The organism is Methylomonas sp. EFPC1, assembly GCF_016925515.1.
GTDB classification, from domain to species: Bacteria; Pseudomonadota; Gammaproteobacteria; order Methylococcales; family Methylomonadaceae; genus Methylomonas; species Methylomonas defluvii.
Genome location: NZ_CP070494.1, coordinates 2,650,195 through 2,675,689, shown reverse-complemented (window position 1 = coordinate 2,675,689; position 25,495 = coordinate 2,650,195). Strand labels below are relative to the sequence as shown.

The 25,495-nt window shown below is 52.2% G+C and carries 23 protein-coding genes, 2 pseudogenes and 1 riboswitch; of the genes and pseudogenes, 19 read left to right on the top strand and 6 right to left on the bottom strand.

Going from position 1 to position 25,495, the window contains the following annotated elements; genetic code table 11:
• Positions 1-32: 32 nt before the first annotated feature.
• From JWZ98_RS12465 to JWZ98_RS12455, 3 genes are all read right to left on the bottom strand, one after another.
• Complete coding sequence (locus JWZ98_RS12465) at positions 33-2,234, bottom strand: cytochrome c peroxidase (protein WP_205450294.1); 2,202 nt, start codon at positions 2,232-2,234, stop codon at positions 33-35.
• Positions 2,235-2,426: 192 nt separating this feature from the next.
• Positions 2,427-3,260, bottom strand: a complete 834-nt coding sequence (locus JWZ98_RS12460) for a hypothetical protein (RefSeq protein ID WP_101052257.1) — start codon at positions 3,258-3,260, stop codon at positions 2,427-2,429.
• A 196-nt stretch (positions 3,261-3,456) separates the two neighbouring features.
• Positions 3,457-4,206, bottom strand: coding sequence for a hypothetical protein (locus tag JWZ98_RS12455; protein ID WP_101052258.1), 750 nt, complete (start codon positions 4,204-4,206; stop codon positions 3,457-3,459).
• Positions 4,207-4,632: 426 nt separating this feature from the next.
• Positions 4,633-4,707: riboswitch (cyclic di-GMP riboswitch) on the bottom strand.
• A gap of 498 nt (positions 4,708-5,205) precedes the next feature.
• Here JWZ98_RS12455 and JWZ98_RS23210 point away from each other — a divergent pair.
• From JWZ98_RS23210 to JWZ98_RS12435, 5 genes and pseudogenes are all read left to right on the top strand, one after another.
• Positions 5,206-5,310 (top strand): annotated as a pseudogene (locus JWZ98_RS23210) (IS5/IS1182 family transposase); the annotation flags it as partial.
• 112 nt (positions 5,311-5,422) lie between these two features.
• Positions 5,423-5,806, top strand: a complete 384-nt coding sequence (locus JWZ98_RS12450; RefSeq protein ID WP_033156342.1) for a hypothetical protein — start codon at positions 5,423-5,425, stop codon at positions 5,804-5,806.
• Positions 5,807-5,973: 167 nt separating this feature from the next.
• Positions 5,974-6,261, top strand: a pseudogene (locus JWZ98_RS12445) (XdhC family protein); the annotation flags it as partial.
• Positions 6,254-6,844 carry a nucleotidyltransferase family protein gene (locus JWZ98_RS12440; protein WP_240347968.1) on the top strand — a complete coding sequence of 197 codons (591 nt, stop codon included), beginning with the start codon at positions 6,254-6,256 and terminating at the stop codon, positions 6,842-6,844. The pseudogene JWZ98_RS12445 and the gene JWZ98_RS12440, both read left to right, overlap by 8 nt.
• 3 nt (positions 6,845-6,847) lie before the next feature.
• Positions 6,848-7,393: a M15 family metallopeptidase gene (locus tag JWZ98_RS12435; protein ID WP_205450292.1), complete on the top strand. Its 546-nt coding sequence runs from the start codon at positions 6,848-6,850 to the stop codon at positions 7,391-7,393.
• Between the two features lie 495 nt (positions 7,394-7,888).
• On the opposite strand, the gene JWZ98_RS12430 is transcribed toward JWZ98_RS12435, so the two are convergent.
• Together JWZ98_RS12430 and JWZ98_RS12425 are read right to left on the bottom strand one after the other, a co-directional pair.
• Positions 7,889-9,523, bottom strand: a complete 1,635-nt coding sequence (locus tag JWZ98_RS12430; RefSeq protein ID WP_205450291.1) for a SulP family inorganic anion transporter — start codon at positions 9,521-9,523, stop codon at positions 7,889-7,891.
• Between the two features lie 479 nt (positions 9,524-10,002).
• Positions 10,003-10,434, bottom strand: coding sequence for a desulfoferrodoxin family protein (locus tag JWZ98_RS12425; RefSeq protein WP_033156337.1), 432 nt, complete (start codon positions 10,432-10,434; stop codon positions 10,003-10,005).
• 469 nt (positions 10,435-10,903) lie between these two features.
• Here JWZ98_RS12425 and JWZ98_RS12420 point away from each other — a divergent pair, with 469 nt between their 5' ends.
• The 11 genes from JWZ98_RS12420 to JWZ98_RS12370 all read left to right on the top strand — a co-directional run bounded on the left by JWZ98_RS12420 (position 10,904) and on the right by JWZ98_RS12370 (position 23,281).
• Positions 10,904-11,560 (top strand): thiopurine S-methyltransferase, encoded by a 657-nt coding sequence (locus tag JWZ98_RS12420; protein WP_033156460.1) that lies wholly within the window; start codon positions 10,904-10,906, stop codon positions 11,558-11,560.
• 428 nt (positions 11,561-11,988) lie between these two features.
• On the top strand, positions 11,989-12,549 hold the full coding sequence (gene cydP / locus JWZ98_RS23205; protein WP_225893093.1) for a cytochrome oxidase putative small subunit CydP: 561 nt from the start codon (positions 11,989-11,991) through the stop codon (positions 12,547-12,549).
• Positions 12,539-14,089: a cytochrome ubiquinol oxidase subunit I gene (locus JWZ98_RS12410; protein ID WP_205450290.1), complete on the top strand. Its 1,551-nt coding sequence runs from the start codon at positions 12,539-12,541 to the stop codon at positions 14,087-14,089. The genes cydP and JWZ98_RS12410 overlap by 11 nt, the downstream gene beginning before the upstream one ends.
• Before the next feature lie 24 nt (positions 14,090-14,113).
• Positions 14,114-15,253, top strand: coding sequence for a cytochrome d ubiquinol oxidase subunit II (gene cydB / locus JWZ98_RS12405; RefSeq protein WP_205450289.1), 1,140 nt, complete (start codon positions 14,114-14,116; stop codon positions 15,251-15,253).
• 11 nt (positions 15,254-15,264) lie between these two features.
• On the top strand, positions 15,265-15,420 hold the full coding sequence (cydX, locus tag JWZ98_RS23505; protein ID WP_020481307.1) for a cytochrome bd-I oxidase subunit CydX: 156 nt from the start codon (positions 15,265-15,267) through the stop codon (positions 15,418-15,420).
• Complete coding sequence (locus tag JWZ98_RS12395) at positions 15,417-15,629, top strand: DUF2892 domain-containing protein (protein WP_033156334.1); 213 nt, start codon at positions 15,417-15,419, stop codon at positions 15,627-15,629. The genes cydX and JWZ98_RS12395 overlap by 4 nt, the downstream gene beginning before the upstream one ends.
• Before the next feature lie 42 nt (positions 15,630-15,671).
• A complete protein-coding gene (locus tag JWZ98_RS12390) occupies positions 15,672-16,943 on the top strand; it encodes an FAD-dependent oxidoreductase (RefSeq protein ID WP_205450288.1) in 1,272 nt (423 codons plus the stop codon).
• Positions 16,944-17,065: 122 nt separating this feature from the next.
• Positions 17,066-18,403 (top strand): TolC family protein, encoded by a 1,338-nt coding sequence (locus JWZ98_RS12385; protein WP_205450287.1) that lies wholly within the window; start codon positions 17,066-17,068, stop codon positions 18,401-18,403.
• Between the two features lie 10 nt (positions 18,404-18,413).
• Positions 18,414-19,511: an efflux RND transporter periplasmic adaptor subunit gene (locus tag JWZ98_RS12380; protein ID WP_205450286.1), complete on the top strand. Its 1,098-nt coding sequence runs from the start codon at positions 18,414-18,416 to the stop codon at positions 19,509-19,511.
• The gene (locus tag JWZ98_RS12375; protein ID WP_205450285.1) at positions 19,508-22,783 is read left to right on the top strand and encodes an efflux RND transporter permease subunit; all 3,276 of its coding nucleotides are present in this window, start codon (positions 19,508-19,510) and stop codon (positions 22,781-22,783) included. Before JWZ98_RS12380 ends, JWZ98_RS12375 begins: the two co-directional genes overlap by 4 nt.
• Before the next feature lie 99 nt (positions 22,784-22,882).
• Positions 22,883-23,281 carry a cupin domain-containing protein gene (locus JWZ98_RS12370; RefSeq protein WP_240347967.1) on the top strand — a complete coding sequence of 133 codons (399 nt, stop codon included), beginning with the start codon at positions 22,883-22,885 and terminating at the stop codon, positions 23,279-23,281.
• 137 nt (positions 23,282-23,418) lie between these two features.
• Here the strand turns inward: JWZ98_RS12370 and JWZ98_RS23195 are convergent, their stop codons facing one another.
• Positions 23,419-23,622 (bottom strand): hypothetical protein, encoded by a 204-nt coding sequence (locus JWZ98_RS23195; RefSeq protein ID WP_240347965.1) that lies wholly within the window; start codon positions 23,620-23,622, stop codon positions 23,419-23,421.
• On the opposite strand from JWZ98_RS23195, the gene JWZ98_RS12360 reads away from it, so the two are divergent.
• The 3 genes from JWZ98_RS12360 (at position 23,621) to JWZ98_RS12350 (ending at position 25,474) form a co-directional block, all read left to right on the top strand.
• Positions 23,621-23,848, top strand: coding sequence for a DUF433 domain-containing protein (locus tag JWZ98_RS12360; RefSeq protein ID WP_205450284.1), 228 nt, complete (start codon positions 23,621-23,623; stop codon positions 23,846-23,848). The genes JWZ98_RS23195 and JWZ98_RS12360 overlap by 2 nt on opposite strands.
• A complete protein-coding gene (locus tag JWZ98_RS12355) occupies positions 23,848-24,183 on the top strand; it encodes a DUF5615 family PIN-like protein (protein WP_205450283.1) in 336 nt (111 codons plus the stop codon). The genes JWZ98_RS12360 and JWZ98_RS12355 overlap by 1 nt, the downstream gene beginning before the upstream one ends.
• 571 nt (positions 24,184-24,754) lie before the next feature.
• Positions 24,755-25,474, top strand: a complete 720-nt coding sequence (locus JWZ98_RS12350; RefSeq protein WP_205450282.1) for a LuxR C-terminal-related transcriptional regulator — start codon at positions 24,755-24,757, stop codon at positions 25,472-25,474.
• Positions 25,475-25,495 lie beyond the last annotated feature (21 nt).

The window sequence follows — 25,495 nt, the reverse complement described above, 5'->3', positions numbered from 1 at the left end:
GCCGGTGACTGTGGGCTGAAATTTAAACCGCGTTAGGGTGCCAAATATGCTTCGAAAGGCTGTATCGGTGATGAATTGCCTTGGGCGCCCACCGCGTCAATGGTCAGAAATTCATCTTTACCCAGAACGGCTCCCAGCGGATTACCGCCGCTTACTGTCTGCTCCACGCCAACATGGCCGTGGGGTATTTTGATTTCGGGGTGATCAAAGGGGGCTTTTTCGTAGCGGACTCTTTCATCGGTCAAGGTTTTCAGGAAGGCGATCAGGTCGGCTCGGTTTTGCGCATCCAGTTGTAGATTGGGCTGCGGAAATACCCGAGTAACTTGTTTGCTGTCGTAGGCAAAATTTCCGCCTCGCGAATAAAATTCGATCGCTTGTTCCAGGGTGGCCATGCTGCCGTTGTGCATGTATGGTCCGGTTAACTCGATATTGCGTAGCGAGGGGATTTTAAATGTCGAGTCGACAGACGCTACCATTTTCCGGGTATTGGGCTTGTTCAACTCCGCTAAGGCGGCAGCGGTCGTGGGCAAAAAGGCATTGTTTGCGGGCAGGAAACAGTTCTCCGTGCTTTGTGGCTGGGGTCTTATGCCGTCGGTGATGGTAAACAAGCTCGGCAGTGAATAAGGCAGTTTGATATTTAAAGCAAGGGCTTCCTGAAAATCGCAGGCTCTCACTTTAGTGACATCTTCATCCAGTGCAGCGGCATTATTGCCCGCCAAATGTTGTAAATATTGTCGGCTGAACGATAGCGGGTTGCCAAAGTCGTCGACGCCGCCTGCGCCAATATCGGCCGTTTCTTCGGTGACGCCTGTGGAAGAAAAGCCGGTATCGAAAAATGCGGTGACTGGGGTGTTTTTGATAAGCAATGGTATGCGATTGACCACATTGGTGGATGCGCTGATGAAGAAAGTCGGTTCACCGAAGGCTTCCGGATGGGTTTTGGCAATGGCCGCATTGGCGTTGATCGACGCCGCGCTGAAGTTGGGTCCTAAATGGCAGAGCGCGCACTGATTTTTTCGGAATTGTTTTAAGCCGTTCAATTCCGACGCGCTGAGTTCTATGGGTTGATTGCCAGTGTCGCGGGCGCTGTTGTCGAAGGGCGATTCGTCCGAAATCAATGTGCTTTCATAGAGTTGGATGGCCAGGCCAAAGAACATGCCAAAGTTGGCTTCGGTTTGATTATAGGGCGCAAACCCTTTGGGGGCCGGAATTGGCGGGTTACCGCTGTACGACCAGTATTTGGGATTGAATGCCTGCATGATCAGCAGCTTATACAGAGTGTTCGTGCCGGGTTTGCTATTGAGGCTGTAAGGTCCCAATACACTGTCTTCAGGATGTACTTTTTGGTTTTGCAACGGGCGGCGTAACAGCAGCTTTCTACCGAGTTCCATCAAGGTCCGGTTGCGGCAGGCCATTTCGGTAGTGTTTTGTGGCGGAGCTACCGCTAATGACGCCAGCGAGGAATTGATTAAATGCAGGCGCTGCTTAATTAGCGTCGTGGCGTTCTGTTTTACCCAGACGCCGGCGTCGGGATCTCGGTCGCCCCAAGGGCTGCTGCCGTTAAACACATTGTTGGCGCGGCCGTCCCAAAAATTGCGATGATTAAACACCGCATTGATCACGCTGGGCGCATTGCGCGGCGTGACTTTGCGGGTGCCGACCGCGCCGGCATGAAACAGGCTGTCCACGCTGCGGCTGCAGGTGTCGTTAGGCGCTGTGTAGCGGTCCACGGCTCTGAATTCACCACCGAAAGTACCGGACGAGCCGACTACATTGTCGGTGTTGTAGAGGACCGCAGAATGTTCTTGGAATGGATCTTCCCGTTGATGTAGCGGAAAGTCGCCAATGCTGAGGGTGTGATTGGGTCCCAACGATGCACCCGTCATGGCATTGCTGAATGTTTGATCGCTTAAAGGGCTGGATTGGCCGCCCGGAGCAAGCTGATTTTTTACTCTGCCGTCGGCGCCGGCGTGGAAGTGGCAGGACGCACAGGCCATGCCGTCGCTACCCACGTTAGTGTCCCAGAACAGCGCTTTGCCCAAGGCAATCGCGGCATTCTTGTTGACGACAATAGGGTCCGGGCCGTCCAGTAGTCCGGGAACAGGCGGAACGGGCAAATGCTTCAGGCTTATCGGCATGGGCCCTAGTGCCAATTCGACCGCGGCGGCGCTGAAACTGAGCAGTACACCTCCGGCTAAAACAATCGCTAATTGGCTATGACGAAACAATGTCATGGTGAAACTCCACTGAGAAATGGTTGGTTGGCAACAAATACGGCCAAAACGCCCGCATCAGCGGGCTCAAGCTATAAAAAAGGCCGATAAATCACACAGCGTAATTTATCGGCCATCCTTATTCCTTTGGCGAAGTCCCTCGCCAAGCTTCCTTTTTTTATAGGAACATCGGCTTATCTGCTGGGTGTTGGCTTACGCTTTAGCGTTGCGTTTGCCTCTGCCTATAAAGCCGGCCAGTGCCGTGCCGAACAGCCAGACAGCGGAGGGTACTGGCACCGCCGCCGGTGTGTAGGTAGAAGGGGCGGCCGACGCGGAAATGTTCAAAGAGATGCCGGCACTGCTTCCGAGGACGTCTGCACCGCCGACGAACACGGCATACCAGCCAGCTTGCAAGTCGTTCAGTGTCAAGGTCGCGAATCTTTTGGTGTTGGCAAAAGCAGGGTTGCCGGTGACGCCTATAGTGCCGGATACGCCGGTTTCATACAGATTGTCGATACTGACATCGTGGGCGCCGGAGTCGATGACGCCGCCGAAAGAGTTAACGTAGTTTTTGCTTGAGGAACTGACGTAGCCCAGGGTTTCGACAATGCCGTCCGCGCCGGTTGCCCACATAATGCCTGGATCGCCGGCTTGGCCGACCGAGTTAAATTTGTGAATTTGGCCGGTTAGCTCAGCCGGTGTATCGACGCCGACCGTTTCACCCGAATAAGCCACATTGGTTCTGAAAATTGAAAAGGCCGGAAAGTTTGCGGCGGACGAACGCGCGTCGACAGTCACGGATTGGGCTGATGAGCTCAAATAGAAGTTGGTAAATGCACCTTGCATGCCCCAACCATCATTGGACAGAGACGGATTGCCCGCGAAGCCCAAATTGCTGGAATTAAAACTAGGGTTTGAGATGCTGGTGCCCAGCTCGAGAGTGTTATCGGCGCCTGACCAAGCCGCCGTCGCAGGTTGAGCAACGGCAAGGGTTAGCGCGGCGGACGATAGGGTGATTTTAAAAATAGTTTGTAAATCGATGTTCATTTTTGAGTGTCTCCAATATCTACCACATCGTTGTTTACGATTGTGGTAGATTTAAGTTGCTGTTTAATTTGGATTTGTCTGAGTATTTCGGGCCTGGCAGCCAAAAGATAGACATCTCCAAAGGGTTTAGACATGCATTGCGAGGGGTGAGTCGACAGCTGATGTCGGCTGACCTTTTCGCTCTTGTTTGCCGGGGTTACGCGGTGCGGCGTTTGCCTAATACACTGAATCCCATTAATGCAGAACCGAACAACCAAACGGCCCCTGGCACCGGCACTGCGCTAACACCCTCGCCGGTGATGGTCAAAGGCAGGCTGGCTCCGGTGACGTAGTCGGTGGCGGTCAGGGTAATTTGATAATCGAAATGATCCTGACCGGTGGCGCCCGTTATCGGGTTGACGCCGGTCGCACCGGTGATGGTGTCGCCCTTGTTGAAGCCCAGCACAGCTTCTTCGATGGTTAGAGAGTAATCGCCAAAAGCAATAATGTAATTGCCCACGTCCAATGCAGTAGCCAGGTAGGAGTCTCGGCTCAACAAGCTGCCATCGGCCCATCCGCCGGTATTGCCGGGTATGGTGTAAGCTGGGCTGTCGTCGCCGCTGACGATTTCGGTAGTCAGTGAGACTGTGTCCTGAAAAATGCGGAATTGGCTATCTGCCAGTGTCAGTTCGCCGTCGCCGTTTATATCGACATACGCGCCGGGATGCGCGCCCCAGCCCGCTGCGTAGCCTTCATTCGCCAGGACATCGATTATCACATTGGCAGCTGATGACAAGGAGAACGAGTAGAAATCGATTGTGGTGCCGGCGCCGTGAACCGGGTCGACGGTTTTATAGATGGTGCCGTTTACGGTCTCGGCTTGTACATTGCCGAGGCCTAAAAGTGAAATAGCAAGTGTTGCAGCGACCTTTTTCAAGGCAGGCGCATGTTTCGTGTTAACAGACATATTTCAATTCCTTTCATAGTAAGACGAAGATTTTTACCGGTAGGTTTTACCGGCGACATTCAATGTTTCGCAATTCCCTTTGCGAGTCGTTGCCTAACGCACCTGCGCCGGATGCCGCGATGTCAGCCTCTTACTTTCCGGTCCTTTGCGTACGGTAAGTGCTGGGCCGATGGCTTCCCGCGCAATTTGAACAGCCTTAAAACCGCTATGTATTTCAATATTCCTGAATTGATCACGCTACGCTATGGTTGCGAGAGAGACCGTCCAAAGAGTTTTAAATACCGGGCTTGCTTGCGTAGTGAGTTAAACAACGGGTTTAGCTAATCAGGTGATACAACAAACTATTCCTGACCAGTGAGCGAGCGCTATGGGTAGTTGTCGGTGTATGAATCTCGACCGGCTAGACCCTTCTCTTACCCGCTCATAAGAGGCAGCTCGACTATCTGAATCAGATCCGCAGCTTTCCGGCCCCGCCTTGCGACGAGTGTGGCGACTTGGTGGCTGCGCCCAGGTGGGTGCAGCACTATTTATAAAGCAAAACATGCGCCAAAATATATTTGAGCAAGGGTTGCTAGTGTTTTTCTATGGTTATGTTCATATAAAACAATGCGATAGGCTGTTTTGTTTGATAGGGTGGAGTAGTAATAAGTGTGGCGGTTTTCTGGGGTTTTAGATGGCTATAACGCTATGCAGAGTGTGTTATTTCGCGTATTGTGGGTTATATCCCTTATTTTTTTTAAGAGATTTTGGGCGGCGGCTTTGAGTTTGCGCCGTAAGGGTAAAAGTCATCAGTTCGGGTAGTGATATGCCAAGCTGACGATGCTTTAAAATCAGGGTGCTGGAACGAAGGTTTGGAACGAACTCCGAAATAATAATCCAACATTCTCATGCGTATCATGACTTCGTCGGCAATCGACGACCGGCCTCGCCAGAGCTTTAGTCATCTGTCAATTGTCGATGAAAATCACTCAGCCCCAGAAAAAGGTTGATTCCTCTAATCGCCTTTGCCATCAGGTGGAGAAGGCTTTTTTGCATTTAAGGCGATGGCATGGCATAGCTACTGGTTAAGCTAAAAACATCGCTTGGTTCTTGGTAGCCTTGTAGTTACGCGGTATTGCGCTTTGGGCGGCTGTGTTATGACGACACTATCCAATATTTCCAACACAAAATTTTCAAACTTAAATTAAGATGCCCGACACTTTCACCGAGGATACATATGAATAAAACCGATGCCATTTTGAACAAGGGTCAGAAGCTCTATGAAGACGATGCCTACATTTTGTTGTGGACGAAATTTTTTGGCCTGAGCCTGCTGGCGCTGACCTCTTACTATGTCTACGATAAACAAAAGCAGCGTCTGATCAAGCTCATGAGTAGAGAAAAAACCTATCTGATGAGCATCAGTTACTACCTCACCCACGATTATGGTTTTACCCCGACAATGGTGTTGGAAGGTATCAGTTTATTTAAGGATATTTCGGCGGCAATTGCCGACAGAGGCGGCGAGACCTGGAAGACCTTCTTTGCGGAAACCGCCAAAGATAAAGCCAGGACGTATGCGGTCCGGGGCATCCGTAAGGATAAAAAAGCCAAGGCTTGAGTTTCCACACCTTATGCATTTTGTGCTAGGAGGCCGTCAATAAGTCGCGGACAAAACCCTAATCAGTTTTTAACTGCTCGAGCGGCAATCTCTTTATAGGAATAGTCAGTGCAGGAATCATCCACTAAAAAACGCACGCCAATTTTTGGCAACAAACCTTTGGCTCGACCTACCAAAAGACCGGCGCGCGCATGTTGATTACCCAAAACGGCGAGTTGGTCGGTTTGCTGGGTCCGGCGCATCGCAAACAACGGTTACTGCAAAGTCTGGGCGACAACACGGCACTGATAGTCGAACGGGTGTTCCGCCCGTTCGGTTTGGACATCGGCGCGCAACCTCCGGAAGAGATTGCCTTGTCCATCGTGGCCGGCATTCAGGCCCAGTTCAACGGCCGTAGCGGCTGGCAACAGGGGATAGAGCCGGTTGCGCTCAAACATGCATGCAGCCATGGATAATGTGCATGCCGTCATACTGGCGGCCGGTGCCTCCAGCCGGATGGGCAGCCCCAAGCAATTACTGATTTGGCAGGAGCGTCCATTACTGGCGCATGCGCTTGCCAATGCGCAAGTCGTGTTGGCGGAGCGGACGGTGGTGGTATTGGGCGCAAATGCTGAGGCGATAAAAGCCGCAGTCGATTTGAGCGGCAGTAAGGTGGTATTGAATACGAGTTGGGCGGACGGGATGGCCGGTTCGATTCGGGCTGGTATCCAGGCTGTGCCGGACACGGCTAACGCGGTATTGTTGATGCTGTGCGACCAACCCTTGATCAACGCCGCGCATCTGCAAAGTTTGCTTAGCGCTTGGCAAAACGCGCCGGAGCGCATCGTCGTCAGTCAGTATGCGGAATCGTTTGGCGTGCCGGCCGTGCTTCCGGCTGCTTATTTTGACCAGCTAGCCAGCTTGACCGGCGACCGGGGAGCCAAGCCCTTGTTGCTGCGCTTCGAGGACTCACTGGTAAAAGTGCCGTTGCTGGAAGCGGGACTGGATGTCGACACCACGAGCGATTACCAACGCTTGCATGAACTCAATGAGATGTAGCCCATGATTGCCCAACCGCTTGACGAATACTTGCAGCGTATTTATGAGCTATTCATCGAACTGGGCATTCCAGAAGAGCTGCCGGCAGCCAGGGGTTTGGCATTTTGCCGCGAGCCCGCCGAATTGATCGTCGCTGACACCACGCCGCAGGGCAGGGCGTTTTATCTCACAGCGGCTGCGGCAGCCGCTTGGCACGCATTGAAACAGGCCGCCGCCGAGGAGGGCATTACGCTAGTGATGGTGTCGGCCTTTCGCAGTGCGGATTATCAAGCCGACATTATTCGGCGTAAGCTCGGGATGGGCAAAACTATCGAGGAGATTCTGCGCGTCTTGGCCCCGCCCGGTTACAGCGAACACCACACCGGGCGTGCCATCGATATAGGCAGCGACGACTGCCCGGAACTGGGCGAGCGGTTCGAACAAACGGCTGCTTTTCAGTGGCTATCAAGCAACGCAAAACGCTTTCAATTTTTTCTGTCATTCCCGCGCGATAACCGCTTCGGTTATGTTTACGAGCCTTGGCATTGGTGTTATCGGGGCGATTCGTAGCTACGTTTGGTAACTACTGACGCCAAAATAGTGGGTCTTTTTGTTATCACTGAGTCTCCAAATTAGGCTTGCAAGCCTAGACGCTATTCGGTTATCGCTTATAGGGTTGCGCATAAGGTAATTAAGCTCTCGTCTTGGGTTTTTTGCTGTCGCCAGCATCGCAAGGTTTTTACGTTGCGGACAAACTCCAAAGCCTTGCGGGCAAAGCAAACTCGTATAACCGGCTGGCAAAAAGCCTTACCCACAATGCCTTCAAAGGACTAAAGCGCCTAGCCGCTTAAACCGGACATTCAAGATTAGCACTCGCGCCTCAGCTTCGCGTCGGTTGGACTCAGTGACGAATGCCCGCTTTCAGGTTTCGGAATTCACAGCTTTCCGGCGATGAATCTGAAGAGGTGACGGTATATGCCGCCATCCCAAACTTTTTCCAGTGAGAGAAGGAGCGGATTTAGCTTTTACGAAAGCCTCTTCTGGGTTGAGGGATAAGCAGGGAAGTTATTTTTTAGTAATATCCATGGCGATCTGTTGTATTCGGTCCACCACATTTGACTTGCCGACTTGACCAACCAGCCCTGCGCGGCGGAGTTTTTCGAAGACATTCGGTCTTGCGCCGCACAGGATTAGTCTGGTTTTGTGCCGTTTGCAGTTATCCAGCAAATCCCACAGCGATTGCAGGCCGGTTGCGTCGATAAAAGGCACTTTTTCCAGGCGCAAGACCAGAATTTCGGTATGGCCGTGAATCACCTCCAGCGCGGATTCCAATCTTGCCGCCGCGCCAAAAAAGAAAGGCCCTTCCATGGCAAAAACCACGGTATTGGCTGGCAGCGTAAAATCCGCGTCATCGAGTTCTTCCATGACGGCGTCGTGCGCTTGCCGCTCTATGCCCACGGCTTCCGACATGCGTTTCATGAATAGCAGCGCCGCCAGCATCACGCCGATATTGACGGCGATGACCAAATCGCTGAACACGGTGAGCAAAAAGGTAATCAGCAGCACCGCCACATCCGACTTCGGCGCCGTTCTGAGCATGTGGCCGAAACGGTGCAACTCGCTCATGTTGTAGGCCACGACAAACAAAATGGCGGCCAACGCGCTCAGCGGAATCAACGACGCATAAGGGGCCAGCAACATGACAATGCCGATCAAGGTCAAGGTATGCACAATCCCCGCCAGTGGACTGTTGGCGCCATTGCGCACATTGGTCGCCGTGCGGGCAACCGCCCCGGTAGAGGCAAAGCCGCCGAACAATGGAGAGCATATGTTCGCAATCCCTTGACCGATCAATTCCTGATTGGCGTCATGTTTGGTGCCGGCCATGCTGTCGGCGACCACGGCGGACAGCAGCGACTCAATCGCGCCCAGCAAAGCAATCGTAAAAGCCGGTCCGATTAATTGCAGCACCTCCGATACCGACATTGCCGGCAGTTGAAATTGCGGCAACTGCTGCGGAATGCCGCCAAAGGCGCTGCCTATCGTCGCCACGCCGTCCCATTGCAATTGCCACTGCGTGCAGGTGGCAATCAACATGGCGACCAGCGGGGCGGGAATACGTTTCAGAATCCGGCCGGAAATCAGCAACACCGCCAAGGTCAAGCCACCTAACAAGGTGGTTTCAAGGTGCAGCCCAGGAAACGCCTGTGCCAACGCCCAAAATTTTTCATGAAAATTCTCGGCGCCGGCTGCGGGGCTCAAACCAAAAAAGTCTTTCCATTGCCCCACAAAAATGATGACCCCGATACCGCTGGTAAAGCCGACGATGACCGGATCGGGTATATATTTGATGACGCCGCCCAACTTGGTAAGCCCCATAAGCAATAATATGATGCCGGCCATCAAGGAAGCTATTTGCAAGCCGCCGATGCCGTATTTGCCGGTAATGCCGGCTAGAATCACGATAAAGGCGCCGGTTGGCCCCGCTATCTGCACGCGGCTGCCGCCAAACAAGGATGTCAGCCCACCGGCCACGATGGCCGTGTATAGCCCCTGCTCAGGTTTGGCGCCGGAGGCTATCGCAAAGGCCATGGCCAGAGGCAGCGCCACTACGCCGACAATCACGCCGGCCAACAGGTTATTCAGCCAATGCGCTCTGGACAATAAACCCGCGCGACTGGCTTCAAGAATTGCAATCATTGGAAAAATTTTAAATGTTTATCGATGGGACCCATGATAGCACCCGGGTTGTAGCGATTGCCGCAGGAAACAAGTCATGACAACCGAATCGATCATAGCCGCTTGAAAACATTGTGCAGTCTGCTTGGGTACACATCGCGTAACTTGTGTCAGTCGCTACCATGATGACCCGCTATGGGTGCGCGAGCGTACCCTGCATCTACATCTGGAGTTTGAGATAAGCCAAATCATGGTCGGAATACAGCCGGTTTGATGCCATTGGTCGGAGCATACTCAATGGCTCAAATACGCCGACTGCCGGAAACCACGAAAGTCCGCTTCGTAGAAGCGAAACCCGAAAAACGATGTTTGGACTTGTGGCCGCTTTGGAGCAAGATAAATGACGGGTGCGGGTCGATGACCGCCGATACCCAGGAGAGTTTGACGGAAATAAGTGGCGAAACGGCGATAACCTCCTTGTTATCGCCGATCTGATGGCTTTATACCTCGGCGCTATTCAACCAAAGATCGTGCTTGTTGCACAGGCTCAAGGCGTAAACGGTACCGCTGTATCCTGCCAGGCTGAATTCGGAAATGGCGACCGGGTCTTTGCTGGGATCGAACATCCGCTCATTCAGGAATTTATAGTCTTTATCCAGCAATACGTGTTTGACGATGTAATGTTCATAGCCTTTCATTTCGTGCGGGGTGGTGATTTTGACGGTGGTTTTATCGTCGGCTTTAACGACTTCAATCACCGGCAAATGCGTCGCGGCTTTGCCGGCCCAGCGGCCTTGCGCATCCTTGGTGTAAAACACATCGCCCGGCGGTGTAGGTTGTTTGCCGGCTTCCGCGGCTTGGGCCAGACTGGGGGCAATGGCGCTGATCGCCGCACCGGCGGCACTCAATCGAATAAAATCGCGACGTTCCATGAAAATTCCTTGTGATGGTTTAAAAATTGTCGACTACCGAGTTAAGCCCGTATGGCTTGCTCGGCAGCGTGTGTTGAACCGGTTCTTTATTCTGCCTATGCAGAAGAAGCGTTCGCAACGGCTCCGGCTCGCTTGACCGCGCGACGCATCGAAATGTATCACGATTTGCTGGATCTACGTCCATGGGTTCTTACGTTAGCTTATATTTATTACGCCGGTCCTTTTTACCCGTTCGGGCTGAGCTCTTCGAAGCCCAGGCTGGCGGCAGGTCAATGAGGCATTTAACAGCGGAAATTCAAGAGGATGTTCAGTATCGATAAGCCGCGCCAGCGGACATGAAGAGCTGATTGCTGTCAGCTATCGCCGCTGTTCGAAAAAGTCGGCTTTTTTGTTGCCAACAATGCCAAGCAGTAAACCGGCAAGTCAAATAGAATGGCTATTTCTGCAATATCAAATCAGAGGGCAGGCTATGGATCACGATTTTTGGCATCAGCGTTGGCAACAGAACCAAATCGGTTTTCACAAGCATGAGTTCAACCCCATTTTGCAAACGCATTGGCCGCGCTTGTCTATCCCCAAAAAAGCGCGGGTGTTTGTCCCGCTGTGCGGCAAGAGCAAGGACTTACTCTGGCTATTGGCTATGGGCTATCAGGTGGTGGGGGTGGAATTAAGTCCGCTGGCTGTCGAGTCGTTTTTCGCCGATAACAATTTGCAACCAACGGTGCGGCGCCAGGGCGATTTTTGGGTCAGCGAGGTGGACGGTTTGCAGATTTTCTGCGGGGATTTTTTTGCATTGCAAGCTGCCGACGTCGGTGAGTTTGATGCGGTTTACGATAGGGCGGCGCTGGTGGCTTTGCCGCCGGATATGCGCATTGATTACGTGATGAAATTGTCCTCGCTGTTACCCGCCAACGTGCAAATGTTGCTGATAGCATTCGATTATCCGCAACACGAAATGCCGGGGCCGCCGTTTAGCGTCCAAGCCGACGAGGTTGAGCGTTTGTACAGTCACTGGTGTGAAATCGAATTGCTGACCAGTGACGACGCCTTAGCGACCGAGCTGCATTTTAAAGAGCGCGGCTTAACTAAAATGGTGGAGCAAACCTATAAACTGTTGGTTCGGTGATAACAGAAGTACCGAATTGCCAGTCGCATAGCATTAACCCGGCGCTTAAATACCGTTTGGTGTGTCGATAGGCGCATCCGCTTGGGTTTCGACGCGCGCAATCCGCACGAAACACCAGTGATAAACAGCCCGGGTTGATCCTCTTTTGAATTTTTTGGAATCGTCGTTCCGGCGAGGAGCGGAGTCCCTTTAAGCCCTTGGGCTCCAATACTCAATGGAGCGGCAGCATTTAGGGCGTCGGTTTATCAAAGCGGGAGACTGTTGCAGAATCGGTGTGTCACGTTTCATTTTTGTTTCATCCTACTGTGTGTTGTTTCAATGTTTCATAATGAAACGTATTTTGCACCTCTAAATAGCTGATTGGCCCTTACCTACCTTGATTAATCGGAGAAATCACGTTTGGCACGCAAATTGATATAGAAATATTATTGATTAATGATATTTGTGAAGTGCGTATGTTTTTCGGTCAACTCTCAGAAACTGATACCTCAAGATACAACCATCCGCCGCTAGGCGGTCGTCGCCAAGATACGATGGCGATCAAAAACAGCGTTTCTGCGCTTTTGGTTTCTAACTGCCTAAGACAGGTGCCGAATTCAAAACCGAACTACACTACAAATAAAGAGGGATTGCCGGCCACTGCTAGCCAATATTGCCGAGCTATTCGGCAAACGTTGTTTTCCCTGAGTAAGCCGCACAAGGCCGATTTACCCGCAAGCATTTCCATGGCTCTAAACAAAGAGGTGGCTATGACAGATACTACCCATCCCGCCTTACCGAAATCCGGCTTGCTACGCTGGGAAATAGCCGCAGCGCTATTGATAAAAGTGATTCTACTTACAGGCCTCTGGTTTCTGATTTTCCGCTGGCAAGAGCGCCCAGTTTCTAAACCGGACATCGCCGCACACTTTGCCTTGCCCGCTGCACCTGTCCACATCAATTCCGATTTTTCCTCACAACCCACCCAGGAGTCTCGCCATGTTCGGTGACGATATAGTCATGCTGTCGCGCATGCAGTTCGGGCTAACCGCGCTGTATCATTTTCTCTTCGTGCCCTTGACCCTGGGCATGACCTTTATCCTCGGCATCATGGAGTCGGTGTATGTCATGACTGGCAAGGAAGTCTATAAGGACATGGTCAAATTTTGGGGCAAGCTGTTTGGAATCAACTTTGCCATGGGTGTCACCACCGGATTGACGCTAGAGTTTCAGTTCGGCACCAACTGGGCTTACTACTCGCATTACGTCGGCGACATCTTCGGGCCCTTATTGGCTGCGGAAGGTTGGATGGCGTTCTTTCTGGAATCGACCTTTGTGGGTCTGTTTTTCTTCGGTTGGGATCGGTTGAGCCGGGTGCAGCATTTGGTGGTGACGTGGCTGCTGGCAGTGGGCACCAGTCTGTCGGCGTTATGGATATTAATCGCCAACGGCTGGATGCAGTATCCGGTCGGTGCGGCGTTTAACTACGAAACGCTGCGCATGGAGATGACTAGCTTTGCTGACGTGTTTTTCAATCCGGTGGCGCAAGTCAAATTCGTGCATACCGTCGCGGCAGGTTATGTCACCGGCTCGATGTTCGTGCTGGGCATCAGCTCCTGGTACTTGCTTAATAAGCGCGACATAGGTTTCGCCAGACGCTCGTTTTCCATCGCCTCGGCGTTTGGTTTGGCCTCCGTCTTATCGGTGATCGTGCTGGGCGACGAAAGCGGTTACACCTCCGGCGAAACCCAAAAAATGAAGCTGGCTGCGATTGAAGCGGAATGGGATACCCACCCGGCCCCTGCTGGTTTCACCGTGTTTGGTTTGCCCGATCAGGACAATCAGAAAACCGATATGGCGTTGAAAGTGCCTTATGTGCTGGGTTTGATCGCTACCCGTTCCATTGATGAAGACGTTAAAGGTCTAAAAGATTTGCGTGAAGAGAGCGTGGTGCGCATCGAAAGCGGCATGCTGGCTTACGACAATTTGCAAAAACTGCGTGGCGGTGACCTAAGTGCCAAAGCAGCGTTCGAGGCCCATAAAGCCGACCTGGGTTATGGCTTATTGTTGAAAAAATACACCGATAAGGTCACTGATGCCGACGCCGCGACCATCCAAAAAGCCGCCAACGACACGATTCCCAAAGTAGCCCCGCTATTCTGGACCTTCCGCATCATGGTGGCTTGCGGCTTTATCATGCTGTTTATCTTTGCGATGACGTTTTACTACTGCGCTACCCGCGTGGCCGATCAAAAACGCTGGCTGTTGCGCATGGCGGTGTGGTGCATCCCCTTACCCTGGATTGCCGCCGAGACCGGTTGGTTTGTTGCCGAAGTCGGTCGCCAACCGTGGACGATCTCCGGTGTATTGCCTACCCACATGAGCGTTTCCAGCCTCAGCGCCGGGCAATTGTGGTTCAGTATCGGCGGTTTTGCCTTGTTCTACACGATATTGCTGATCATCGAGATGTATCTGATGCTGAAGTACGTTCGCCTCGGCCCCAGCAGCTTGCATACCGGCCGCTATTGTCTCGAACAGCAAGCCGCCTAATCCATTTGTCAACAGGAGTTCATTATGTTTGATTATGAAACCATCCGCCTGATTTGGTGGGTCTTTATCGGTGTCGTCGGCATTGCCTTCGCATTGACCGAAGGCTTTGATTTCGGAGTTGGCACCTTGCTGCCGTTTATCGGTAAATCCGACGTGGAACGCCGGGTGATCATCAACACCGTCGGCGCCACCTGGGAAGGTAATCAGGTGTGGCTGGTGTTGTTAGGAGGGGCGATATTCGCGATTTGGCCGGCAGTGTATGCCACGTTGTTTTCCGGGTTGTATGCGGCAATGTTGCTGGTATTGTTCTCCTTGTTCTTTCGCCCGGCTGCGTTTGATTACCGCAGCAAGATCGAAGATCCGCGCTGGCGCAACAGTTGGGATTGGAGCCTGTTTATAGGCAGCAGCTTACCGCCGGTACTGCTCGGCGTATTGGTAGGCAATTTGCTTCTGGGCCTGCCGTTTCATTTCGACCAAGATCTGCGCGCGTTTTACGACGGGTCGTTCTGGGCATTGTTGAGTCCGTTTGCCTTGTTGTGTGGGTTCACCGGCCTTTTGCTAACTACTTTCCACGGCGCATTATTTCTGAAATGGCGTAGCGAAGGCGTGATTCATGACCGCGCTATCAATACCGTCAATGCCTTGGGGCCGATGCTTTTATTGGCATTGGCTACGATTACTGTGTGGGTATTCGTGGGTATTGATCGCCCGGAAATTACCCAAATGGCGGCTACCGATGCACCGTCCAACCCCCTGCATAAAACTGTCGTCGCCCATGGCGCAAGCTGGTTGCAACATTTCATGGCCTATCCCTGGATGTGGCTGGCACCGCTGACTGCGTTTGTCGGTATCGGGCTGGCTTGGTTGCTAGGCAAGGGCGAGTCCAGAATGGGGGCATTCGTGCTCAGTAGCCTAGGCATTAGCGGTGTGGCGTTGACGGTTGGTTTTGGTTTGTTTCCCTTCCTGTTGATCTCATCAACCGCGCCCGGTTCCAGCCTGACGTTGTGGGACGGTACCTCCAGTCATAACACTTTATTACTCGGGTTTTGGATCACCATCATTTTTCTGCCCATCGTCTTGCTCTACACCCGTTTTGTGTACCGGGTGATGTGGGGCAGCGTGACCGAAGCGGCTGTGCTTAAAGACAGTCACACACTTTATTAAGGAGACACATCATGTGGTATTTCGCTTGGATACTCGGCGTCGGTTTCGCGGCGTCCTTCGCCATCATCAACGCCATGTGGCTGGAATCGGTGTGCGACATCGACCATCACGGCATCGATCAATCGTGCGAGAGCTTGGCGCAACGTAGCAAAGAGAGGTTGTCATGACCACCGAACGTATCGTCCGTATTGTCGCCGGCTTGTTTGTGTTGCTGTCGCTGAGTCTCGGCGTTGAAGGCAGCCCCTTATTTCAGTCTAGCAATTGGCTTTGGTTTACCGCATTTGTCGGGGCCAATTTGTTTCAAAGCGGTTTTACCCGATTCTGCCCGCTGGAAATGATTCTTAAAAAATTGGGCATTAAAGAAAGCTGCCAATAACAGCGGCAAAAAAATAATTATCTATCAATTTGGAGTAGTCTCATGGCAAAAATCGTAATCGTAGGCGCGGGCATCGGCGGTATCCCGATGGCATTGGAAATGAAAGAAAACGCTCGGAAAGAAGACGAGGTAGTGGTGATCGCCGATACCCCGACTTTTCATTTCGTGCCTTCAAATCCTTGGGTGGCGGTCAACTGGCGCAAGCCGGAAGATATCAAGGTCGAATTGGCACCGATGTTCAAGAAAAAGAAGATCGGCTTCATTCAACAAAAAGTCACCCGTTTTCACCCGGAAAACAATCACGTGGAATTGGCCGATGGCTCGCAAGTCGATTACGATTTTTTAGTAATCGCCACCGGTCCGAAACTGGCCTTTGACGAGGTGCCGGGTTTGGGGCCCAACGGCCATACCCAATCGGTGTGCCACGTCGATCATGCCGGCGAGTCCGGTGAATTTTGGGACAAGTTTGTCGAAGATCCGGGTCCGATTATCGTCGGTGCCGCCCAGGGGGCGTCTTGCTTTGGCCCTGCCTATGAATACATGTTCATCGCCGAAACCGATCTGCGGCAACGTAAAATCCGCGATAAGGTGAAAATGACCTATGTCACCTCGGAACCCTATATCGGCCATTTGGGCTTAGGCGGCGTAGGCGATACCAAAGGGATGCTCGAAGCCGAGATGCGGAACAAACATATCAATTGGATTTGCAATGCCAAAATCGACAAGATCGAAGCCGGCATGATGTATGTCACGGAAGTGGATGAAAACGGTCAGGAGAAAAAGAAACACGAGTTACCGTTCAAACACAGTATGATTCTGCCGGCTTTTAAAGGTGTCGATGCCTTGACCGGTATTGACAAGCTTGTGAATCCGCGCGGTTTTGTCATTGTTGACGAGAATCAACGTAATCCCACGTATAAAAATATCTACTCAATTGGGGTTTGCATCGCCATTCCACCGCTCGAGCAAACCCCGGTGCCGACCGGCACGCCTAAGACTGGTTACATGATCGAGTCGATGGTTACTGCTACGGCTCATAACATACGGGCAGAACTTGATGGCAAGCAGCCTAAAGAAAAAGGCACCTGGAATGCACTATGTCTGGCGGACTTTGGCGATTCGGGCGTCGCTTTCCTGGCCATGCCGCAAATTCCGCCACGTAACGTGCAGTGGGCGTCCAGCGGTAAATGGGTGCATTTGGCTAAAATTGGTTATGAAAAATACTTCATGCGTAAAGTTCGCAAGGGTATTAGCGAGCCTTACTATGAAAAACTGACCTTAAAAATGTTTGGCATTATGCGGTTGAAAGGCTGACACTGGTTTGCGCCGCGCTGATAGGGGATGACAAACGCAACAGTGCCGTTGGCCAACCAATGGCGCTATGCGTCTAGACTTCTCTATCAATCCATTTGCCCTAATTGCATGCAGATTACTCAATGATACATCGAACTTTATGGCGGTTAGTTTTCGTGCTGATGCTGGTTTTGGAGACGGCCTTAGCCGATACCGAACCCAGTCAATATAGCCTGGAACAAGCCATTGACACCGCGCTGGCGAACAATCCCGAGCTGGGCATCATGCAAGCGCGTATTCAACAGGCCAATGCGCAGTTGGGCGAATCCTTGGCCAGTTTTTACCCGCAAATCAAAGCCAGTTTGTCCTATCAGCACAGCGATAATCCGGCGCAAGCCTTTGCGATGATCATTGCCCAGCGTCGGCTCAGCTTTGCCGGCAACGACTTCAATCATCCCGGCGGTGTTGATAACTATCGGCCGCAAGTGACAGCGACGTATTCGTTGTTTCGCGGTGGACAGGACTACTACCGCAAACAGGCGGCGGAACTGGGTATCGAAACCTCGGAACTGGAAAAGGCCGCGACCCGCAATCAGTTGGTGAATAACGTCACCGCAGCCTATTACGGCGAGTTGGCGGCAATGGAAGCCCACGAGATTAGTCGGCGCTCGATTACGGCAGTGCAAAGCGAGTTGGATCAGTCACGGATTCGCTTTGATGCCGGCACGGTATTAAAGTCCGATGTATTGTCCTTGGAAGTACAATTGGCCGAAGCCAAGGATGCGGAAATACAAGCTGCAAACGCCATCGAGCTGGCGCAGAGTATGTTGAAAACCTTGCTGGGCTTACCCGTTAACGCACCTTTTACCATCGATACAACTCGGCAAGCCGCATTACCGGCCAGTCCGGCGGTTTTTGACGAATTACTGAATCAAGCACTCAGCAACCATCCTGAACTACAAGCCGCGCAGAAGCGTGTGGCGATGGCCGAACGTCAGCTTGATGTCGCGCAAGCCGCGCACCTACCGCGCGCTGACGCCTTTGTCAGTTATGGTTCCGACAGCAAAGATCTGGCGTTCAGCAGCAACCGCGATAACGTCACTGCCGGGGTAATGGTGGAAGTGGATGTGTTTTCCGGTTTTGCGACGCAAGAAAAAATCAAGAAAGCCGAGCACGAACTGACGGCCGCCCAAGAGGCAGCCAGACAGACCCGTTTGCGCATCGAGCAACAGCTGAAATCCGCCCAAATCAAACTACAAGATGCGCTGAGTCGCGCCGAAGTCAGCGCCGTTGCGGTCAAAGCGGCGGAAGAAGCCCTGCGTTTAGTGAATGAGCAACGCCAAGCCGGTGTCGTGACCGTGACCCGTTATATCGAAGCTGAAGTGGCGCGCGATAAGGCGCATACCCGACAAATCACTGCACGTTTCGATGCCTTGCGGGCCGAAGCGGAACTGAAACAAGCCACCGGTTACTGGCAATAAAGGAGTCACGATGACCGAACATTTTTCTGAATCAAATGCGCCGAGATGGCTGGTCCCTGCGGCAGCGATCACGGCGCTGTTGCTGGTGATTTTATTTGCCCTGGGCATCTTGGGTGGCCAGGATAAGACCGAACCCGGCAACACGGATCTGCCTGAGAGCAGCATACCCGCCGGCGCACACACCTTAAAAGTAGGCACGCAGACTGCGGAGAACAATTTGTCTTGGCAAGGCGTGGTCAAATCCCGCCTGGCGGCGAAAATTGCCCCGAAATTGAATGCGCGCATTCTGGAAATAACCGTGAATCCGGGCGACAAAGTCAAAAAAGGCCAAGTCATCGCCCGTCTCGATGATCGCGATCTGCGGGCGGCTTACAATGCCGCCAGCGCGGGGCAGGCGGCGGCTCAGGCCCAGGCGGCCCAGGCCAATGCCGAAGAAAAACGCATTATCGATCTATACAACAAGCAAGCGGCCACCCGCCAAAACTACGAAGCAGTGCTGGCGCAAGCGCAAAGTGCCAGAGCCATGGCCAATCAAGCGGCCAGTTCCGCGCAACAAAGCAAAGTGATGCTGGGCGAGAACGTACTCTATGCGCCGTTCGACGCGGTAGTCGGTGAGCGTTTACAAGAGCCGGGCGACATGGGCTTGCCCAATCAAGCCATCGTCACTTTGCACAAACCCGATGACTTGCGCCTGGAAGCAGCCATTTCCAGCCACTGTGCCGCAGTCATTAAGTTAGGCATGGAAGTGAAAGTGCGCTTCGATACGCCGCAACAAACGCTGGCGGCGACGGTAGACGAAATAGCGCCGGAAATCGATCCGCAAACCCGCACCCTGGCAGTAAAAGTTAAATTACCTAACATGCCTGGTTTGCAACACGGCCAATTCGGTTGGCTGGAGCTGGCTTGTGCCAGTGCACAACAAGCCGTGATGATCCCGTCTGCAGCCATTTTGCATTACGGCCAACTGCAAGCGGTTAAAGTACTGGATGGGCAAAGGCTATTGACGCGACATATTCGCACCGGCAAACAGTATGGCGACCAAGTCGAAATACTTTCCGGATTGCGCGCCGGCGAAACCATCTTGAGTAACGCTGGGTTGGAGCAATGAGCGAGTTGAACAAAACCATGGAAGCGAAAAAAGACAGCCTGACGGTTGCCATCGTCCGCTTATTCACCACCTCGCATTTATCGCTGCTGTTTTTATTGATTTCCCTGTTGGCGGGAGCGGCGGCGCTGACTTTGACGCCACGCGAGGAAGATCCGCAAATCATCGTGCCGGTGATGGATGTGTTCGTGCATTACCCCGGCGCCAGCAGCGAAGAAGTGGAAAAGCGCGTGACCACCCCGCTGGAAGTATTACTCAAGCAAATTCAGGGTGTGGAATATGTCTATTCCGCCTCCCGCCCCGGCGAAGCGCTGGTGACGGTGCGCTATCGGGTGGGCGAGAGTATCGAAGACAGCTTGATCAAAACCCGCGATAAGCTGCAAGCCAATCTGGACATCATCCCGCCCGGCGTCAGCGATTGGGTCGTCAAGCCGGTGGAAATCGATGACGTGCCGATCTTGCTATTGAGCCTGTCCATGCCTAAGGCCAACGAAGACATTATGGCGGTACGCCGCATCGCCGAAGAGCTGATCGAGCGCTTACGCGCCATCGACGATGTCGGCAAAAGTTGGGTCATCGGCGCCGCGCCTCGGCAGATTTCGGTGTACCCTGATCCCGCCAAGTTGCAAGCCAGCGGCCTAAGCTTGCCGGAAATTCAACAGGCTCTGGCGCAAAGCAATGTCAATCTGCCGGCTGGGCATTTGAATCAGCACAATAACGAAATCCTGCTGGAAGCCGGCCCGCACTATGAAACCCCGGAGCAGGTCGGGGCGACGGTCTTGAAAAACGTCGCCGGCCGTCTGGTGTATTTGCACGATGTGGCGCAGATCGTCGATGGCCCGCAAGACACTGACTATTACACTCGCATCGGCTTCGGTCCTGGTGTGGAGCAAATGCAAACGGTAGGGCACAAAGGTGGTTCTCTACCGATGGTCGGCGAAGAGCGGCAAATGGCTACTATCGCTATTGCCAAACGCCGCGGCAGCAATGCGGTCGGCGTGGCAGAGCAGGTGTTGGAATTGACCGAACAATTGCACGGCACGCTGATTCCGGATGAAGTGCTGGTCACAGTCACCCGTAACTACGGCGAAACTGCCGATCACAAAGTCAATGAATTGGTGATGCATCTGAGCATCGCAATTCTGACCATTATTGTTCTGCTGGCGCTGGCGCTGGGTTTTAAAGAATCGCTGATCGTGTCGTTGGCGGTGCCGATGACCTTTGCGATTACCTTACTGTGCGATTTGATTTTCGGTTACACCATCAACCGCGTGACGCTGTTCGCGTTGATTCTGTCTTTGGGTTTGCTGGTCGATGACCCGATTGTCGATGTCGAGAACATCCATCGCCACTACAAAATGCGCAAAGAGCCACCGTTACAAGCCTTGCTGACTGCGGTGAACGAAATTCGTCCGCCGACCATCTTGGCAACCTTCGCGGTGATCATGTCCTTCGTGCCGATGTTTTTTATTACCGGCATGATGGGACCGTATATGGCACCCATGGCCTTTAACGTGCCGATAGCGATGTTGATGTCCTTGCTGATCGCCTTCACGGTGACGCCTTGGGCTAGTTATAAATTGTTAAAGGGCGATTACGGTAAAGATCATGGACCGGAATTTCGGTTACAGGAATCCCGAGGTTTCAAGCTGTATCAGGCCATTATGGCGCCGCTACTAAGTCACAAATCCAAAGCCTTGTGGTTTTTGCTGGCGGTATTTGTGGCGTTCGTGTTGTCGACCTTGATGGCGGTGACCAGAGTCGTGCCGTTGAAATTACTGCCGTTTGATAATAAAAACGAGCTGCAATTGGTGATTGATATGCCGCGCGGTTCTTCTTTGGAAGCCACCAATGAAGTCGCCACGGCCCTGGGTCAATATCTGGCCACGGTAAACGAAGTCAGTAGCTATCAAACCTATGTCGGTTTGGCATCACCCATGGATTTTAATGGCTTGGTGCGGCATTACTATTTGCGCCAGGGTGCTTATGTCGGCGACATACGTATCATTCTGGTGGATAAATCCCGCCGCGGGCAACAATCGCATGCCATTGCTTTGCGGATGCGTCCGGATATAGAACGCATCGGTCAAAAATATGGCGCTAACTTAAAAATTGTAGAAATGCCGCCAGGGCCGCCGGTGCTGTCCAGTGTGGTCGCAGAAATTTACGGGCCGCCGGAAGCCGGTTATCAGGACTTGGTGAAGGTGTCGAAACAAGTCCGTGAGCATTTGCAAACGACCGAGGGCGTGGTGGATGTGGACGATTACGTGCAAGCCCCGCAAGACCAATGGCAGTTTGTGCTGGATCATGACAAAGCGGCCCTATTGGGTATCAGCAATCAGCAAGTCGCCAGCAGTTTGCAACTGGCGGTAGAAGGTGGCCTAGCCGGTACCTTGCATATTGCCAGCGAACGCCAGCCCTTGCTGATCACACTGCAATACCCCAGAGCGGCGCGTTCCTCAGAGGCTGATTTGTTAAACCTGTCGGTGAAATCGGCGAAAGGCGATTTGATCCGCTTAAGCGAGATCGGGCGGTTCAGCCACGAAATAGCCGATCAAACCATCTATCACAAAAACTTACGCCAGGTGTCGTATGTGCTAGCTGAAATGGCCGGACGCAGCCCGGTGGAAGCGGTATGGGATCTGCAGGATGCCTTGGAACAGCAACCGCTACCAGCCGGATACAGCGCGGAAATGGCCGGGGAGGGCGAATGGAAAATCACCGTCGATGTGTTCCGCGACTTGGGCCTGGCCTTTGCCGCGGCGATGGTGATGATATATATCCTGCTGGTCGGGCAGACCGGCTCTTTGGGTGTGCCGCTGATCATGATGATCGCCATTCCCCTGACGGTAATCGGCATCATGCCGGGCTTTTGGTTCATCAACCTGTTTGCGTCCGATGTGGGTCAATATGCCGATCCCGTGTATTTCACCGCCACGGCCATGATCGGCATGATCGCCTTGGCCGGGATCGTGGTGCGCAACTCCATAATCCTGATCGATTTTATCGAGAACATTTATCGCGGAAATCCGGACATCAGTCTGGCCGATGCCATCATCGAAGCCGGCGCCACCCGTTTGAATCCGATCTTTTTGACGGCGGCTTCGGCAGTGTTGGGCTCGGTGATGATCGTCCTCGATCCCATCTTTTCGGGCCTGGCCTGGAGCTTTATCTTTGGCATTATTGCGTCCACCTTGTTTTCGTTGGTGGTGATTCCCCTGGTGTATTTCTTAATCAACCGCGAAATGCCCAAGCAAGTGCCAGCCGAAGACTAGCTTATTAGCGCCCGCCATGCCAATTCAGTGGGCGCGGTAACTAGCGTTTTTTGTATACTCGTTACTTATCACCCATCCCTTAGCGCTGAGGCCACCCTTATGAAACAATCAAACCGCGTTTGCTACTTACTTTCTGTGTTGGGATTATTGACGTGTGTGTCGCCGATGGTGCAAGCCGACGAGACCGCCAGCAAATTCTCGCGGGAATTGTTAATGACCAAGCCGGTGACTTTACCCAGTAAAGAAGTGGAGAGCCATGTACTGCGGGTGCGCTTCCCCAAGGGGTATCAAACCCCATTGCATACCCACGAAGGGCCCGGCCCAAGATATGTGGTGATGGGAAAACTGAAGGTTGTGGATGACGGCCAGACCAAAGTCTACAGCCAAGGCGAAGTGTTCTGGGAAACCGGCGCGGAAATGACCGTGGAAAACGTTGGTAAGGGCGAGGCGGAAATTATTATATTCGAGCTTGCGGCGGCTAAGTTGGCTAAGCATTGAGGCCTTAAGGAACCTCTGAAAAAAAACATTTTGAGAGGCAGTCACTGTCAAAGTGAGTCAAAAATTTCAATATTCGACCGGTTTATTATCAAAAAAGTGGTTTTTCCTCGCAAACCCGCCCGTTTTCGGGCTTATTTTCAAATTTCGGACGCAATCAGGCTCCGGCGTTCATAAGCGTCACCGCGCAGCACGTTGGCTATCGCCGTCAGGAAGGCCAAACGCGCCGCGTTTTTGGCCAAACCGCGATAACGTTCGCGAGCGTCTAACACCGACGTGATCACGGATGACGTGTGAATCGCCTGGTGGTACTCTAAGTTAACTGTTATTTGGATGTAAGCCATGACCATAGACTATCGAAATATCATCACACTTGAACCAGGCAAACGTGGCGGGAAGCCCTGTATCCGGGGGCTGCGGATTACCGTTTACGATGTCTTGTCTTGGTTAGCCGATGGCATGTCCGAGGATGAAATATTGGAGGATTATCCGGAACTGGAAACCAGCGACATTCGTGCCTGCTTGGCTTTTGCCGCAGATCGTGAGCGTAATGTATCCGCCATTGTTTGATGAAACTGCTATTAGACGAAAATCTATCCCGTCGGGCGGTGGCGTTTTTGCTGGATGCCTTTCCAGAAACGACACAAATAGCGTTGTTGGGTATGGAAAACGCCGATGATTTAACCGTTTGGCGGTACGCAAAGTCCAACGGCTTTGTCATTGTCACCAAAGACGCGGACTTTTTTGAGCTTTCGAATTTACTTGGCCAACCACCAAAAATTATCTGGCTAAAAACCGGCAATCAATCCAAAGCGGCAACCATTAACTGCTTATTAGCTAATCAGAACGCTATACAAGCGGCATTGGTTGAAGAAGACAAGGCCTGTATCGAAATTTATCGATAACAGCGAAATTCACATATCGCAAAGGGCGGAAGGCTGGGCAGAGCAACACGAAGCCCTGCAAATGTTTTGAAACGCTAGAGCTGATTCGTTGCAACGGTTCATTGGGTGAGAAAACTCGTCAGCGAAATATTCAAAATCAATTTCCCTGCACCCCAAAATTCAACAAACCCTCGGCAAAATAGCGTCCAGATTCAACACGTCCGTATCCGTTAATTCAATCAAATTGAAATTGTACTTCTGATAAATGGCGAGTTTTTCCTGTTTTCGGGCTTGGTATTTAGCGTCGTTTTCGTAGCCTGGAAACACATGGGGATTGACTTTGCAGGCCAAAGATCGCCCGGTTGCCCACTAAATGACCGTTTGAGTTAATGCGTACCAGCCTGGGCTTCGACCAGCCCAAATCGCATACCAATGATAAGTAGGGAGCCCGGTTCAGTAAAAGCATAAATGAGCCTGAACAGCAGGGCAGCGGATGACGTATCTAAGACCTTAGCCCAATAGACAAAACTTAGGACTTACGTACACTTGACAAGCTTTGGAATGCGAACCTTTGTATCAACTTTTATAGACTATGGCGCTGCAGATTTTGGAAACCGATAGATTAATCTTGGTTGCTGACCGGGAGGTCTCGTCCTTTAAAGGTATCAATCGGGTCAGAGAGAGCTTGCAAGCCAACGTGGAATATGTTGCCAGTCGGGATGAGTTGGCTCGCTGGATCGTAGACAATAAGGCGAATTTAACCAGCAAAAATATTGCCTTTGTGATGGTGTTTGACCCGGACGTGGTCGAAATATCGCCGTCCGGTTCCGAGTTTGGTTTGTTACTGGAATACCCGCGGATTTGCATCACCCGCTCAAGCGATCTCTCAACCACCTTGCGTTCGATAAAAACCGGTTTGTTTGATTTTATTGAAAAGCCGTTCAGTCTGGAACAGATCCGCAAATGCCTTGAACTGGCGTTTTTCGAGTATGAGTTCGCGACCACTATCAACAATCAATTCCGTAATCTGACCAAACGCGAAATTGAAACCTGCGAGTTGGTGGTACTGGGCCACACCAACAAGGAAATATCCGAAAAACTGGATATTTCCGTAAAAACCGTCAAAGTGCATCGTGCTAATTTAATGCGTAAAACCAACGCCAAAACGGTTACGGATCTTCTGAGGTTGCACGATACCTTCAAGTCAAATACGCGCCAAGGACCGAATGATTTGGTCACTATCCCGCCGTTTAAAATATTGAACACCCAACAAAGCAACAAGCGTGAGAAACGCCAAAAATCCCCGGCTTAGCCCCCCTTGCTACCCAACAAA